The 15,501-nt window shown below is 40.3% G+C and carries 14 protein-coding genes; 2 read left to right on the forward strand and 12 right to left on the reverse strand.

Translation table 11 applies throughout. The annotated features are described in order from the left end of the window. Window positions 1-112: 112 nt before the first annotated feature. The 9 genes from SORDD05_RS01985 to ylqF all read right to left on the reverse strand — a co-directional run bounded on the left by SORDD05_RS01985 (window position 113) and on the right by ylqF (window position 6,515). Window positions 113-403: a hypothetical protein gene (locus SORDD05_RS01985; protein ID WP_038805249.1), complete on the reverse strand. Its 291-nt coding sequence runs from the start codon at window positions 401-403 to the stop codon at window positions 113-115. After that, entirely contained in the window at window positions 384-776 is a 393-nt protein-coding gene (locus SORDD05_RS01990; protein ID WP_061416863.1) for a hypothetical protein, read from the reverse strand. Before SORDD05_RS01990 ends, SORDD05_RS01985 begins: the two co-directional genes overlap by 20 nt. Further along, entirely contained in the window at window positions 758-1,993 is a 1,236-nt protein-coding gene (locus SORDD05_RS01995; protein ID WP_061416864.1) for a hypothetical protein, read from the reverse strand. The genes SORDD05_RS01990 and SORDD05_RS01995 overlap by 19 nt, the downstream gene beginning before the upstream one ends. Beyond that, a complete protein-coding gene (locus SORDD05_RS02000) occupies window positions 1,993-2,436 on the reverse strand; it encodes a hypothetical protein (protein ID WP_061416865.1) in 444 nt (147 codons plus the stop codon). The genes SORDD05_RS01995 and SORDD05_RS02000 overlap by 1 nt, the downstream gene beginning before the upstream one ends. A 34-nt stretch (window positions 2,437-2,470) precedes the next feature. Continuing rightward, complete coding sequence (locus SORDD05_RS02005) at window positions 2,471-2,746, reverse strand: hypothetical protein (RefSeq protein ID WP_231077312.1); 276 nt, start codon at window positions 2,744-2,746, stop codon at window positions 2,471-2,473. Continuing rightward, window positions 2,746-3,177, reverse strand: a complete 432-nt coding sequence (locus SORDD05_RS02010; protein WP_061416866.1) for a hypothetical protein — start codon at window positions 3,175-3,177, stop codon at window positions 2,746-2,748. Before SORDD05_RS02010 ends, SORDD05_RS02005 begins: the two co-directional genes overlap by 1 nt. Before the next feature lie 157 nt (window positions 3,178-3,334). Continuing rightward, entirely contained in the window at window positions 3,335-4,885 is a 1,551-nt protein-coding gene (locus tag SORDD05_RS02015) for a ClC family H(+)/Cl(-) exchange transporter (protein WP_061416867.1), read from the reverse strand. A 12-nt stretch (window positions 4,886-4,897) separates the two neighbouring features. Beyond that, entirely contained in the window at window positions 4,898-5,677 is a 780-nt protein-coding gene (locus tag SORDD05_RS02020) for a ribonuclease HII (protein ID WP_061416868.1), read from the reverse strand. After that, window positions 5,664-6,515, reverse strand: a complete 852-nt coding sequence (ylqF, locus tag SORDD05_RS02025; protein ID WP_061416869.1) for a ribosome biogenesis GTPase YlqF — start codon at window positions 6,513-6,515, stop codon at window positions 5,664-5,666. Before ylqF ends, SORDD05_RS02020 begins: the two co-directional genes overlap by 14 nt. Window positions 6,516-6,724: 209 nt before the next feature. Here ylqF and mazE point away from each other — a divergent pair, with 209 nt between their 5' ends. Next, window positions 6,725-6,940, forward strand: coding sequence for a type II toxin-antitoxin system PemI/MazE family antitoxin (mazE, locus tag SORDD05_RS02030; protein ID WP_061416870.1), 216 nt, complete (start codon window positions 6,725-6,727; stop codon window positions 6,938-6,940). Then, a complete protein-coding gene (locus SORDD05_RS02035) occupies window positions 6,924-7,280 on the forward strand; it encodes a type II toxin-antitoxin system PemK/MazF family toxin (protein ID WP_061416871.1) in 357 nt (118 codons plus the stop codon). Before mazE ends, SORDD05_RS02035 begins: the two co-directional genes overlap by 17 nt. Before the next feature lie 33 nt (window positions 7,281-7,313). Here the strand turns inward: SORDD05_RS02035 and SORDD05_RS02040 are convergent, their stop codons facing one another. The 3 genes from SORDD05_RS02040 to rexB are packed head-to-tail and all read right to left on the reverse strand — an operon-like array spanning window position 7,314 to window position 15,435. After that, window positions 7,314-8,492 carry a hypothetical protein gene (locus SORDD05_RS02040; protein ID WP_061416872.1) on the reverse strand — a complete coding sequence of 393 codons (1,179 nt, stop codon included), beginning with the start codon at window positions 8,490-8,492 and terminating at the stop codon, window positions 7,314-7,316. Between the two features lie 17 nt (window positions 8,493-8,509). Continuing rightward, window positions 8,510-12,163, reverse strand: a complete 3,654-nt coding sequence (gene addA / locus SORDD05_RS02045; protein ID WP_061416873.1) for a helicase-exonuclease AddAB subunit AddA — start codon at window positions 12,161-12,163, stop codon at window positions 8,510-8,512. Next, a complete protein-coding gene (gene rexB / locus SORDD05_RS02050; RefSeq protein WP_061416874.1) occupies window positions 12,160-15,435 on the reverse strand; it encodes an ATP-dependent nuclease subunit B in 3,276 nt (1,091 codons plus the stop codon). Before rexB ends, addA begins: the two co-directional genes overlap by 4 nt. Window positions 15,436-15,501: the final 66 nt, after the last annotated feature.

Genomic DNA, 15,501 nt, shown 5'->3' on the forward strand with positions numbered 1-15,501 from the left:
GTATAGCATAGACTCGTATATTTTTCAAGAAAATTATAGTTTTTCGGAAAGATGTTATAAGAAACTTAAAAACAGAAGTCTAACTTTATTCCATTTATTCTGAACTACTTTATTAAATTTCATCATACTTGAGTAACATATTCGGAATCTTTGCTTCAAGACTCTTGCGAACTTTACCTTTAATTGCAGTGTCCATTTGGCTATTTATGCTTGTGATGGTTGATTTGGTTTCTGTAGCAATTTTTTCAGCTGCCATATTAAAGTTTTCTTTTAATTTATTTTTTGCTGATATTGCTAATCTTGCTTCCGTAATAATTCGGTTTCTTTCCATCATTCGATACATTTGTTTCAGTGCATATTGATATTCTTCATCAGTGTAGTATTCATTCATTGGCGCTTGCATAATCTCTCCTTAGTTTGTGAAATTCTTCGTCTAAATCATTTCTTTTTTTGCGAAACTCGTTATCGTATTTTTCTCTCTCATCTTCGAGTTTAATTCTACGTTCTCTGTATACCTGATCTGAAAAGTGTCTCATATTTTCTATTTCTGTAAAGTAGTCTCTAACATCATCAGCACTTGTCTCAAATTTTCTCAAAATATGATACATTTTATCTACTTCTTCGGATATCAGTTTTTCTAAGTTTGCATTTCGTTCGTCTAGATCGAGTGCTTTGTTATCGAGTTTCTTCTTTTCTTGATAATATTGGTCTTCTAGAGCAAATAGTTCTCTTTCTTTCTCTCTTATTTCTTCCCATTTTACATCTTTTCTTTCCATTGTCGAAACTCCTTGGCTAATTGCTTGTCTGTTGCTACTGTTTTTTCGATAACTTCCTGTAATTGTTGATCCAAATTTTCAAATGCTTGGGCAGAATCATCCATCTTAGTGACTGTTTGTTTTGTTTCTGCTTGAAAAGTATCGATAAACTGTGCTTGAGTGATACCTTGGCTAGCAAAAAGGGCCTCAACCTCATAGGGAGCTAAGGCTGTATAGCTCGTAAAGTCGATTTTTGACCAAATTTCTTGTAATTCCTGATTGGCTTTTTTGGCTAAGGCGCTCACTTCATCAGCTCCAGTTCTTGCTGCTGTAGCCATAGATGATGATAAGATAGAACCCTGAGCTGCATCTAAGTATATTTCCTCAGAACTACTAATACCACCTGATAACCATTTTGACTTCAAGTCCTTGTAATGAGCCATTCCTCGGAGACTGTTGGCATATGCTCGATAAACACCACTGATTAAGGGTTTCCCTCCTTTACCATCTACAAGTTGACCAGTTACAGGATCAAACTCCCAGTCCTCAATTTTATGGCTAGCACCATCAAGCCAGTATATTGTATCAGGCATTTTTAAGAAGGATTTATTAAACCATTCGGGGTGATTGAAATCATTGATAACCACAACATTATCAGACTTTTTACGATAATCTATAAACATAGCTGGATTTTTATCAATAAATGCTTTTTCTTCATTAGAAAGTGAAAGATAAAAAAACCAAGCATTAAAGGTGGTTGTAGGGATGTGGTATTTAGCTCCCACCTTCAACATGTATGAACCTTGTGAATAGCCTGATAGTTGACTGACTTCATATCTAGGATCGTCCATAATCTCTTTTACAAATCGATCGGCTACAAAATATTGAGGTGATATAGATGTCTCTCTTTCTGCAATTGCAGTTACGACATCAATTTTAGTAGGGCTATCTGGATCAGTTCCTGCAGCAATCACAGCTATACTTTTATAATCCGGTTCGCCGTTGACAATAGGTGCAACTGCCAGTCCATCAAAACCAGTTCCTGGGTCAGACTTAGTCGCAACAACACGAAATTCTTGACCATCGGAGGTGGTAATAGTGTTGGTTTCATTTTCATTTTTTGGAATAGCTGTCACAAATTTCTTTTTATTTCTATCTGAAAATTCTTTATTAACACTATAAACAGCAAAATCTTGATTTAAATTATTCAATTGATTATCAGTATAATTAAATGTCATTATTGTTCTCCTGTTTCACCATTTGAATATTGCACTAATACAGTAGATTCTGTTTTACCAATGTGTTTTTTTAGTTTTAACCATTGTTGATTAATTTCTTCATCAGTATTTCCTTTCATAAGGCCATCGTGGTTTTCTTTATAAGTTAATCTGTGATTAATTCCATAAGTTATCATTTGATTATCACTGAACTTTATTTCAATATCACAAGACCATGATCCTGGCTTCTCACTATAATAAGGTTCCGTAATCTTAATCTCTTCAATCCCTTCATAGGAATTTTTTAAAGCATTCACCAAACTAACTTCATACTCTCTATTCCGACGCTCTTCTTGAGATTTTCCTAACATAGAAAACATAAAAATACCTCCTGCTGTAATGAATGAAACTAACAAAACAATTAGTAGCCTTTTATGACTTTTTTTAGTGCTGGAATTGTTCATTTAAGCTTTTCTCCTTTTCCTTATTATACTATAATTAAAAGATAAATAACAGTAGAATAGAGAAAATCAAGTCAATTGTCACAGATACTGCATCAAATCCCGATACTGGGTCAGACTTAGTGGCAACGACACGGAATTCTTGACCATCTGAGGTGGTTATAGTGTTGGTTTCATCCGAAGATAACTTATCATCTATTTTGGCTACAACTTTCTTTTCAACTTCCCTTTCAGCATATTCAGAATTTACACTATAAACATTTTTTCCGTGATTTAATTCATTGAGTTGTTTATCAGTATAAGTGTATACCATTAATATTCTCCTTCTGAACCATCTGAATAAATAACTTTTGTGAGTTTATTTGTCTTTCCCGAGTGACTATTCAAAAAATCTCGATCCTCTTTTCTGTTCTCTCTCTCTAAAGATATGTCAGAAATACGTTTATCTTTTTTCGAATAATTAATTTTATATTTTATACTTTTCTCATTAAAAAATAGTTCAACTACGCAAGTCCAACTTCCTGGTGGGTTTGTGTAGTTAGCATTAGAAAAACTAATTTTTTCAATACCCTCATAACTATCTTTTAAGGTTTCAACCAGACTAACTTCATATTCTCTATTTCGACGCTCTTCTTGGGATTTCCCTAACATGCTAAACATAAATATACCTCCTGCTGTGATAATTACAAGTGACAAAATGATTAATAGCCATTTATGACTTTTTTTAGTGCCAGAATTGTTCATTTAAGTTGTTCTCCTTTTTCTTATTATACAATATTTTAATTAATTTTAACGAAACAAGAAGTAAAAACCGATCTCTGCGCGAGAATCGGTTTTCTAATGTAATTTATTAAGAATTCGAGAATGTAATAGACATAATTTAAATTATGTAATAATACTACTACAACAACAAATCTTTTATTTTTCCAATTTCACTTTTTGGAATGACTAAATGAATCATATCGCCCAGATACATTCTGGTTGAGCCATTAACGGTTTGGCTTTTCCCATTATGGACTTGGGTTGTGATGAGGACGTTGTGTGGTAAGTTGAGTTCATGGACTTGTTTACCAGCTATTTTATCTGAAACAGGGATTTCGATAAGAGTTACTTCTCCTTCGTCTGTCGCTTCTTCTGGCAACATTTTCTCAAGCATAGCCTCGTATACTGGAGCACCCTTGAGTAGATCCATGATGATGTAAGCAACCAAGGTCACTAAGCCAAGTGGCATGAGGTTGCGAATATCTCCAACCATCTCGGTTACGAGTATCATAGCGGTTAAGGGAGCCTTGGATATTGCCCCAAAGTAGCCACTCATTCCCAGAATGACAAATATAGGGAATTGTTCCTGACTGACAAGCCCAAGATTGACACAAATGACACCGACTAGGGCACCAAGTAAGGAACCAAGCGCCAAAATGGGAAGGAAAATTCCTCCTGGGAGACCACTTCCATAACTAATCATGCTCCAAACAAAGCGAATCAAAAAGTAAGCTAATAGAACCTGAAAACTAAAATCTTGCTCAGTCAAAGAAAGAACGACCTGATTTCCACCACCAAGAATTTGTGGCAAGAAAATCCCGACTGGTATGATAAGGATAAAGGCTAGGATTGGATAATAAGCTTTATCCAAATGGATTTTTTGACCAATCCAGTCATAAATTCGACCAACATTGAGTACAGCTTTCTCATAGAGAAAACCAGAGAGTCCTAGAAAAACCCCCATAACCAGGTAAATCCAATACTGGTCTAGGGTCATGAGAGGAATGTTGTCTGGCATATCCAGAACAGGTGTTAGTCCAAATATGAGTAGTGAGACAAAGTTTGCTACGAGACTGGCTGCTAGAGTTGAGACCCAGAAAAAGCGTGAAAAATGGTGATAGACTTCTTCTACAACAAAGAGGAGACCTGCGATTGGTGCATTAAAGGCAGCGGCTAAACCTGCAGCAGCTCCACTGGCAATCAGGGAACGTTCTTCAACTGGGCTAGATTTTAGCCACTTGGCAATACCTTTACCACCAACAGCTCCAAGTTGAATGCTTGGCCCTTCTCGTCCTAACATAAGTCCACTGGCAATAGCAAGAATCCCTAGGACATATTTTTTCCAGAGGACACTCCACCAGTTAAGAGCCATGAGTCCTTTTAGTTCGGCTTCGACTTGAGGAATTCCTGAACCCTTGATATCTTTTTCTGACCGAGTTAGTTTCGCACTGAGCCAGTAAACGAATACATAAAATAGACCAATGATAAAAAGATTGCGCACTAGGTGCGCTTGATCTTGATAGAGTCCTTGTATCAGGTGGAAGCCCTTTTCGATTAAGAAACGAAAAGATCCGACGATTAGCCCGACGACGAGACCAACAATGATTCCTCGTCCAACTTGGGATAATATGGTGCTTGAGGCAAAGGCAAATTCTTTCTTGGAACTGAGTGTTTCTGACTGTTCCTCCATAATCATTTCCTCTTACTTGTCTTTCTTAGTTGAAACCAGTGTTTTGACTGGTTCAAAACTGGTTCGGTGAATTGGGGTGACACCTAATTTTTCCAGTCCTTCTAGGTGTTTAGCTGTTCCATAGCCTGCATTAGCCGTGAAATCATAGCCAGGAAATTGCTGATCGTATTCTTTCATAATATTATCCCGTGTCACCTTGGCCACTATAGATGCAGCTGCGATAGAAAGGGAGTTAGCATCTCCTTTGATAATGGAGGTTTGTGAAATTGGTAACTCCAGTTTCATGGCATCTATCAAAAGGTGCTCAGGTTGTGGACTGAGCTGGGATATTGCTTCTTTCATGGCTAGTTTGGTCGCCTCGTAGATATTGACTTGGTCAATGATATGATTATCCATGATACCAATACCGATTGCCAAGGCTTGATCTTGAACAGCATGATAAATTTCCAAATGTTTCTTTTTGGGGATCTTCTTGCTATCGTTGAGGCCTCTAATCTTACAATTTTTTGGTAAAATAACGGCTGCAGCGACTACAGGTCCAGCCAGAGGACCACGACCGACCTCGTCAACACCTGCTATTAGGGTCAATCCTTGTTTGTAAAGCTCTTTTTCATAGGAAAGCATAGATTCCAAACGAAGATCCTCATCCAGTTCTGCCTGAATGGCTTTTTTACGCTTGTTGATTTCCTTTTGAACTCCAGAACGAGTATCCTTTTCCAGTTCAAGAAAAAGGGAATCGTCTAATTCTTTGACAGTAGCAAGAAGTTCCTTGATTTCTTTAATCGTCGTCATCGATATCATCCAATGTATCTAAGGTGTAGTTGCCGAGTTTTCCATCACGAACTTCCTTCACGAAAAGACTGTAAAAACGGTCGTAGTCGTCACGGAAACCGAGGGCGCGCGTCATATCCATGATGATAACAGGCGCTTCTTCTTCTATCTTCATTTGTTTGAAGCGTTCAGCTAGCTTTTCTGGATAATGTTCTTTGAAATAATTGAGACCAAAAATGGTCACTTCATCCATAGGAAGCAACTGGTCTTTAATCGCTCCTGTTAGGGCTAGTTTGAGTGCGACAGCATCATCTTCGAACTTAGGCCAGAGAATCCCTGGTGTGTCTAAGATTTCAAGGTCTTTATTGGTTTTGAGCCACTGTTGCCCCTTGGTAACACCTGGTTTATTGCCGACAACTGCAATCTTTTTCCCAGCCAAACGGTTCATGAGAGTTGACTTGCCTGCATTTGGAATTCCGATAATCATGGTCCGCAAGGTTTCAATTTTGATACCGCGTTCTTTCTGGCGTGCAATCTTATCAGCCATGAGATTTTTCGCTGCATCTGTCACAACTTTTACAGTCACTTGCTCTTTGGAGTTGATAGCCAGTGTTTGAATTCCCTGTGATTCAAAATACTGACGCCATTCTTTTGTCATTGCTGGATCAGCTAGGTCTGCCTTGTTTAAAATCAATAGTTTGGGTTTATCACCCACAATCTTGTTCAACATAGGGTTTTGACTAGATAAAGGCAGGCGAGCATCCACCAAAATCGTCACAAAATCAACAAATTTTAAATTCTCCTGAACTTGTCGCCGAGCCTTTGACATGTGGCCCGGAAACCATTGAATAGTAGCCATAAACATTTCCCCTTCCGACTAAAAAAACGTAATAAAACGTTTTCTTTCTCATCATCTATTCTATCATAAATTAGGTACTTTTGCACAGGCTTTGACTAAAATAAAATTACATTATAATACATAACTTAATTTATGTAACTAAGTGTGTGCTTGACTTAATTTGCTGTTTGGTATATACTTTGTATATACGGTTTCGTGGAGGTAGAGCAATGAATATAGTAAAGACTCGAAAGGTGGGGAATTCGCTCACTGTGACTATTCCTAAAAATTTAGGTATGACAGAAGGTCAAGAAATGGTTGTCTACAAAGGGATTGACGGAGTCATTGTCTTAGCTCCAAAACTGAAAGATCCTTTTGATGGGATTACTGATTTGAGAATGACAAACGATTTTGAAGGGGTAAGGTCACTTGGTAGCGAAATCTGACTATATTCCTGAAAAGCAGGATATCATTTGGCTGGACTTTGATCCATCAATTGGTCGGGAGATTCAGAAACGGCGCCCTGCCTTGGTTGTGTCTAGGAGAGAATATGCTTTGCAAACTGGTTTTGTGGCTGTCTGTCCCATCACTCATGGCCAACAACGTTTGACAGAAAAAGGCTTACTCGTTCCTGTCTCGTCGGACAAGGTAGATGGCGCTGTCAATCCATTTCAACTGTATACCTTTGATTTTCGGATGCGCAATGCTCAAAAAATAACAAGGATGGACACGCAGTGTTTTCAGAAAGTCGTCCAACTTTACCAGTACATCTTCGGAGATAATTAAATCCTACCATGCATAGACAAGGTAGGATTTTTTCTATATGAGTAACCTATTTAAGAACGGGTGAAGGCAATTAAGGAGAATTCCTCTAATCCAGCTTTCTTGTGCAGATGATAGCTGTTCTGCCTGAAGGCATTCTTTTAGAAAATCGCGGACTTGTTCTGGTACAATTTCAAACTCAAAGGCTTTCATCTTGTAGAAAAAGTCGATGAGATGCTCAGATAAGTATTCATCTGAAAAGCGTACTTCTCCACTTTTTCGATATTCTAATAAGAGACGAGAAAATCTAGCTTTTTCATCAGGTAAATCACGAAAATAGGAATTAAGAAGCCAAGTTTGCTTCTGCTTTCGTTCAATAGGATCTTGATTTGCAATTCGCTGATCCTTTTCCAGCTCCTTTTGGTTTTGTTTAGCCTTGAAAGCCCGTTCGTCTCTATTCTTACCAAAGAGGATTTTTTCCCAATTTCGTTCTTCTTGGGTCAAGGTTTCTGTAAAGCCAAAATAATCTTGGTAGGCACGCTCTGCCGGCCCCATGGCAAGAATGAGATTGTCAGCGTATTGCTTGGCGATTTTATCTCTTTTCTTGCGTTCCTTCTCTGCCTGAATCCGTAAATGCTGCTCGTAGTCAATCTTCTCTTTGCCTAGTTTGACAAGGTAAAGTTGATCATCGGACTTACCAAGTAAAAAAGGTTTGATACACTTTTCAAGGACTTCTTCCATACGAGCCTTCTTCTTTGGCTCTGCCTTGGTCCAACTTCCGCCTTGGAAGACTTCTAGGAAGAGCTGATAGTCTCTCTCAGGTGCGAATTGATTGCCACGATTGGGCTTGAAAACACCTTTTTCCCAAAACCATTTTAGAAGTCGTTCGTCAAAGTCGCTTTTATTGACCTTGATTTTTTCCTTTTTCTGAGCCTTTCTGCTTAGGTTTTCAAGTTTTCTGAGAAGCTTGTCTTCCTCTTCCAGTTGCTGATCGAGGCTAATACGATGAAAATGGCGAACACAATCGCTACCAATCGGAAAGAGGCGTTGTCCTGTAACTCCGTTAAAGAGTTCGTAAGCGTACTTAATCGCATTTCCACAGATACAATTACTACGGCCGATACCATTAAAAATCAAGGAAACTTCATTCCATTCCTTGGTAGCTTGTTCCCAAGTATCAGCTTTTGAAGCCTGTAAAACCGCATCATGCAGGGATTTTCTAACTGGAAGTGGCATGAGGTCTCCTTTCTAGATTATACTTTTACAACTTGAACCTCGTCTTTTCCGAGCAAAATCAAGTATTTTTCTATGTTTTCAATCAAATAGGCTCGTGATAAGGCCTCACCATATAGAGCTAACTGACCACGATAGCGGTCTATGAGTTGACTTGGTTCATCGTAACGGTCTGTCTTATAGTCGAAAAGAATAATTCTGTCCTCATAAAGTAGATAGCCGTCCAAGATCCCACGAACAACAAAGTCTTCCTGACTTTTTTGATCTTTTTTGAGCATGGAGAAAGGTTGCTCGCGGTAGAGATGGTCGGTATTAGCGAGAATTTCCTGACCAAGTGGTGTTTCAAAGAAGGCGAGAATTTTAGAAAGATTGATCTTGTCTCTCACAGCTGGACTAATCTGAACTTGTTTGAGTGTTTCTGTTAGACTAGCAAGTGTTGGTTGCTGACTGAGGTCAATTCTCTGCATAAGTTCATGAGTGGCACTACCAATCTCAGCTCCAGTTACCTTTTCTTTAGTTGAAAAATCTGGTAAATCAAAGCTGATTTTTTTCTCAGTTGATTGAGTTTGGTTAGCAATTCGAACACCTTCCATATCCATAACAGGTTCGTAGAATTTCTTGATTTGACTTGGGGTTTGAACACTAGGAAGCTCAATAGCTGCGCGGTGAAGAGTATTATAAACTTCCACCTCTTTCAGCATTTCAAGGGATTCTTTAATCGTTTCAGACTGGCGGTTGTCTGCTTGAGAACTATCTTGTAGAGGGCTCTTGTTTTCCAATTCACCGATAGCTTCCCTAGTCAACTGGTCTTCACCAACAAAATGATAGCTAAAGTTGAGATTGTCCTTGGCAAATACTTTACTGATAGCCCAGATCCAATCTTGGAAATTTCTTGCTTGCAGTCTGGTATTGCTATCTAATTTTCCATTGTTTGCTGCTGGATATTCCTTGACTTCTAGCTTTTCACGAGATCCCTTACCGACAAGATAGAGCTTTTTCTCAGCTCTCGTCATGGCAACATACAGCAGACGCATCTGCTCTGAATAGCTAGCCAGTTGTAGTTCTTTCTCATTCTGCGTATAAGTCAGACTAGGAATGGAGAGTTTGATGGTTTTAGGATAGTGTGCTTCCACTGCTCCTGTTTCCACCTTGGCAATGTATTTGACACCAAGCCCATTTTGACGGCTGAGAATGACTTCTGACATCGAGTCTTGCTTGTTGAAGTCCTGATCCATGTTGAGGATAAAGACATAAGGGAACTCCAACCCTTTGCTCTTGTGAATAGTCATAAGTTCCACGGCATCTTTAGGCGGTGCGACGGCTACGCTTGCGAGATCGTGCTGGGCTTCTAGGACTTGGTCAATCATACGTATAAAACGCGACAAGCCCTTGAAATTACTCTTTTCAAACTGGTCAGCGCGCAGAGCTAGGGCATAGAGATTAGCCTGTCTAGCTGGACCGTTTGGCAATGCGCCAACATAATCATAGTAAAAACGGTCATTGTAAATCTTCCAAATCAAGTCATAGAGAGAGTGGGTTTTGGCATAGAGGCGCCAAGAATCCAAAATATCCATGAATTGATTTAGTTTCTCAGCTAGTTCTGTGTGAATCAAGTCTTTTTGGACGGTATCCTGTTTTTGAGCATTGACCAGTTTCTCATAGAGATTTTCTTGGACTTTGTCCTCTGCTTTCTGAAGGGATAAGCGTGCCAACTCGTCCTCATCAAAACCAAACATTGGAGACTTCATAAGGGCAACCAAGGCGTAGTCTTGCAGGGGATTGTGAATGACTCGCAGCGTATCCAACATGACTTGCACTTCTAGGGATTGGAGATAATTGTTTTGCTCACCGTCGGTTTTGACAGGGATCCCATACTCAGACAAGGCGAGGAGAATTTGGTCATTTCGACTGCGACTGGAAGTCAAAAGGGCAATTTCTTTGAAGGCAACACCTTTTTCCTGATGAAGTTTCAAGATTTCCTTGATGACTAGGCGCATTTCTCCTGTGAGTTTCGTTTCTGTTTGGCTCTCTTCCTCTTCTTGCCCACTATCGTCCTTATCGTAGAGGAGAAATTCTGCCTTGTTTTCTGGATTAGGAGTTAGTTTGGTATTGGCAAAAACAAGCTGGTGCATGCTGTCATAGTTGATTTCGCCGACCTCTTGGTCCATGAGACGTTCAAAAACATCATTGGTTGCTGACAGCACTTCTGAACTACTACGGAAATTTTCTTTAAGAAGAATCAACCTGCCTTCTTGAGGATTTTTCGTATAGCGTTGGAATTTTTCATTGAAAATCTGCGGGTCTGCCTGACGGAAACGGTAGATAGACTGCTTGATATCCCCCACCATAAAGCGATTGTGGCCATTAGACAGCAATTCCAGCATCCGTTCTTGAATGTGATTGGTATCCTGATACTCATCGACCATGACTTCGTGGAATCGTTCCTGATAAGCCTCGCGGACTTGCGGAAAATTCTCTAAAATCTCAATGGTGCAATGACTGATATCAGCGAATTCAAAAGCATTTTCCTGGCGTTTACGTTCTCGATAAGCCTCTACAAAATCGCTCATAAAGGTTTGGAAGGTTTTACCTAGCTCCCAAGTATCTTCATGATAACGTTCTTGGTAGTCGAGAATCGTTATCTGGTCCGCCAGTTGTCCTAGTTTAGCAAACTGGGCCTTTCTCTCATCGTTATAGGCATCAGCCAGTGGTTTTAAATCGGCCTTACGACTGGAGTTAGCCAGAGCTCGACCGTTTTTCTCCTTCGAGATTGCAACAATACGCGCAAGCACTGCTTGATAAGCCTGGCTATCGGACTCTTGATTTAAGGAGCCAATTTCATCCAGAACCAGCTGCACATTTTCTAAATAGGCAGCTTTTGGAAACTCCTTAGCATCGTTATCCAGATGATAACGGAGGAAACTTTCCAAGTCCCAAAGCGCCTGCTTGATTTGCTCAGTTTGTTTGTCTTTCTCATTTGCAAAGTCAGCTTTTTCAAACCCTTTGAGAAAAGACTCGTTCAGCCATTTTTGGGGGCTACTGGTGGATTGAAGGAAATCATAGATTTTGTAGACTTGTTGGCGTAGACCTCGTTCATCCTTGCCACGTCCAGCAAAGTTCTTCACTAAGCTACTAAATTTCTCTTTATTCTCACCTTGGTAATGGGCTTCAAAAACTTGACGAAAAACTTCGTTTTTTAAGATTAACTGTTCACTTTCATTTTGTAAAATACGAAAATTTGGTGCAATATCAATCAGATAGCCATGTTTGCCGAGAAACTTTTGTGTGAAGGAGTCCATGGTTCCGATGGCAGCGTTTGGTAGATCTGCCAACTGGCGTCCCAAGTGTTGTTTGAGATCGACATCGTTACTTTCTTGGATTTGTTGGCTGATTTTTTTCTCCAAGCGCTCTTTGAGTTCAGTAGCAGCCTTAACGGTAAAGGTCGAGATAAAGAGTTGACTGATTTCTACACCACGGGCTAATTGGTCAAGAATGCGCTCGGCCATAACAAAGGTCTTCCCTGAACCAGCAGACGCTGAAACTAGGATATTTTGCCCTGCCGTATAAATGGCTTCAATTTGCTCGGCAGTTTTCTTCTGTTCCTTGTTCGAACTCGCTTCTGCTTCTTGCAGTTTTTGAATTTCTTCCTCAGTTAAAAAGGAAATGGGCTTCATCGATTCAACTCCTCTCTCATTTTCTCAAACCAAGCTTGCTTGAGTTTTTCTCCGACCAGACGCTTGCCATCAGATAAGTCCAACTTCTCTAGGAAACGGGCTTGTCCCAAGTGGTAATTAGCCTCAAAGCCAGTAATAGCCTGATGTTGCTGGACGTATGGGGCAATACTTCTGCCATTTTCGGTATAGGGATTGATGGCAAACTGGCCTTGTAAAATCTTCTCAGTAGCCTTCTTGTACAGATGGGCATTGTAGTCTAGTAAGAGCTGGAATTCCTCGTCTGTCAGCTGATTGGCCTTGTTTTTGTTGTAAAATTCGCCCAAATGACTGCTTTCTTTTTCTAAAAAGAGTCCCTGGTATTTCATTGACTTGCTGGCTTCAGCTACTGCTCCAGCCAAACTCTTAACGGTCAACAGAGATTGGACAGGTTCAGCCATTTCTAAGTACATAGCGCCGAAAAAGTTCTGCTCCCCTTGACTTTTTAGGGCAGCAAGATAGGTAGGCAGTTGGGAATTAAGCCCATTGAAGAAATGAGGAAACTGGAACTGGGTCAAACTAGACTTGTAGTCTACCACTCCCAGTGCTCCATCAGCTTTCAGGCGGTCAATACGGTCAACCTTTCCTCGAACATGCACACTCCGACCATTATCCAATTGAATAAAGGCCTGATCCTTGCCACCAAATGTTGCCTCCTCTTGAATGGTTTCGATAGCTGGATTATGCCGAAGGATATGCCCAGTTGTCCGAGCGACATCAAGCAGAACTTCCTTGGTAAACTGGGCTTCCAAACTTTCTTGATAAATGACTTCAAATTCCCGTTCTTGACTAGTTTCTTGAATGGCTTGCTCCAAACGTTGGTCAAATGGATTTTCAGCAGGGAGTTTCAAGGCACGTTCAAAAATACGGTGCAAGAAATTACCATGACTGCGGGCATCCGGACGCAGGCGCACTTCTTCCTGCAAACCTAAGACATAACGGAGGAAATAACTATATTCATTGCGGTAAAACTCCGTCAAACCAGAGGTAGACAGGTAAAACTCTTTGTCAGCTGGATAGAGAGCCTGCAAGGTCTCTTTCTCTAATGGCTTGCTGCTTGGGCTAGTTGGGATAGCAGGATTTGCAAGGCCTTTTTGATCAAGTTTTTTACCCATGACACGCGCCAGAACCTTAACAAAGGTCAAATCTTGCTCCCTTTCACCCGTATCGCCCTGCTGATGATAAGCAACCAGACTAGACAAAAGACTGTGATAAGAACCCATATCATCCTTAGACAGACCTTTGTGATGAATCTTCTTCTCTATCCGATTAAATCCAAAACTCACCAGTTCCTGAAGATAGGCCGATTCCTTGCTCTCATTTTCATTGAGAAGACTTGGAGCTGACAAAATCAACTGCTTGCGGGCAGCATTAACTAAGGAAAGCATGGTGTAGCGATTTTTCTTGAGGTTTTCACTACTTGCAATTAGTAATTGCGCTCCCTCTTCAGTTGCTTGGTTTAAACTTTGTCTTTCTTCGTCTGTCAAAAGACTGGTGTTTTGCGCGATTTTTGGTAAATGATCCTGAGTCAGCCCGATGGCGTAGACAAAGTCAGCTGTCAGAGGGGCAATCAGATCGTAACTCTGCACCAGAACGGTGTCCACTGTCGCTGGAATGGTGCGATACTGGGACAAACTCATTCCAGAATGGAGCAAGGATAGGAAATCCTCTAGACTAACTTGTGAACCAGCAAAAACCGTCGCAAATTGTTCTAAAACATGACAGAAGGCTTTCCAAACTTCGGCTTGTCTTTCCTGTTCTAGAGTATCCATAGTAGCTGTCAATTCTTGCATCTGCTTGCTTAAGGTAGCATTTTTTAGAAAAATAGTCCACTTTTGCAAGAGATTTTCAGTCTTTTGCTTCCGACTGGCAAATAAGGTTTCAAGTGGTGCCAAAACTCGCAGACGAAGAGAATTTAGACGCTCTAAATCAAATTTTCCGTGGTGGGATTTGGTAAAGGTCTGCTGAAAAGCTGGCATGCCATTGATGCCAAGATAGCGGAGATATTGTTCAAAAGCATCAATATCCGCTTGGCTAAGGTCAGTATACAAACCAGTTCTGAGGAGATTAATCAAATCCTCCTGACGGAAACGGTAATGTTTCAAACGAAAAATAGATTCGACATACTGGGTAAAGGGATGATGGGCCATGGATTCACTTCTACCAAGATAGAATGGTATCTGGTACTGGTCAAAAATGGTTTTGAGAGATAACTGATAAGAAGCTACATCACCCAAGAGAATACGAAAATGCTTGTAACTTAGTTCTGGATGGTCATGTAATTTCTGACGAATGCTACGGGCTACCAGCTCCAACTCCTCTTTTTGCGTCAAGCAAGACCAAATTTGCAGGTTTTCACGGTCCTTCTCATCGATATCCAAAGCGAGTTCTGAGAAGTCATAAGAAGACTCCAGCAAACGAGAAGCCTTGTCAAAACTATCCATTTTCTCATGTGTCTGAGAACGATCCTGAGCAGGTGTTTGGTATTTTGCCCCCAAATGATGGAGGAATTCCACACTGGCTTGATAGAGATTTCCTTCAGTGAACGGACTGGTATAGGCTTTCTTGCTTGCATAGGCCCCAATAACAATCTCGGTATCTTTGCGATGGAGTAGATCCACTACACGCTCTTCCTCAGCAGAAAAACGGGTAAAGCCATCAATAACCAAGGCAATCTGACTGAAATCACTACTTACATTGTCATTCTCAATAGCCTCAATCAAATGGGACAATTGACTTCCCTGAGCCAACTGGCTTTGATTGAGATAAGCAGTTACTTTCTCAAAAATCAAGAGTAAATCTGCTCGTTTATCCTCATCAGTCAAACTTTCCAAGTCCAAAAAACTCATCTGAGCAGTCATCATCTCATGATAAAGTTCAATCAACTGCTGGATAAACTGAGGATCTTGTTTAATCGCACCATAAACTCGCAACTCTTTAGGATCTAGTTCTGCAAGACATTTATAAAAAGCCATCCCAAGACCGATGTCATCTAGACTGGTCTTTGTAGGCAAATCATTTAAAACTAGATAACGAGCCATCTGAGCAAAACGCGTGACGGTAATCGCAAAAGAAGCCTGCTGGGACAAGCATTCCAGCACAGCGCGTTCTTTTTCAAATGAAAGAGAGTTGGGCGCGATGTAGAAGACCCGCTTGCCCGCAGCAACTAGCTCTTCCGCTTCTCTCGTTAAAATTTCAGTCAAAGAAGTCCGAATATCAGTATAAAGTAATTTCATCTCAGCCTCGTTGGAATTTTTCATTACCTTTTATTATACCATGTTTTAACAGAAGATTCTGTCTCC

The sequence above is a fragment of the Streptococcus oralis genome (genome assembly GCF_001578705.1).
GTDB lineage: Bacteria > Bacillota > Bacilli > Lactobacillales > Streptococcaceae > Streptococcus > Streptococcus oralis_J.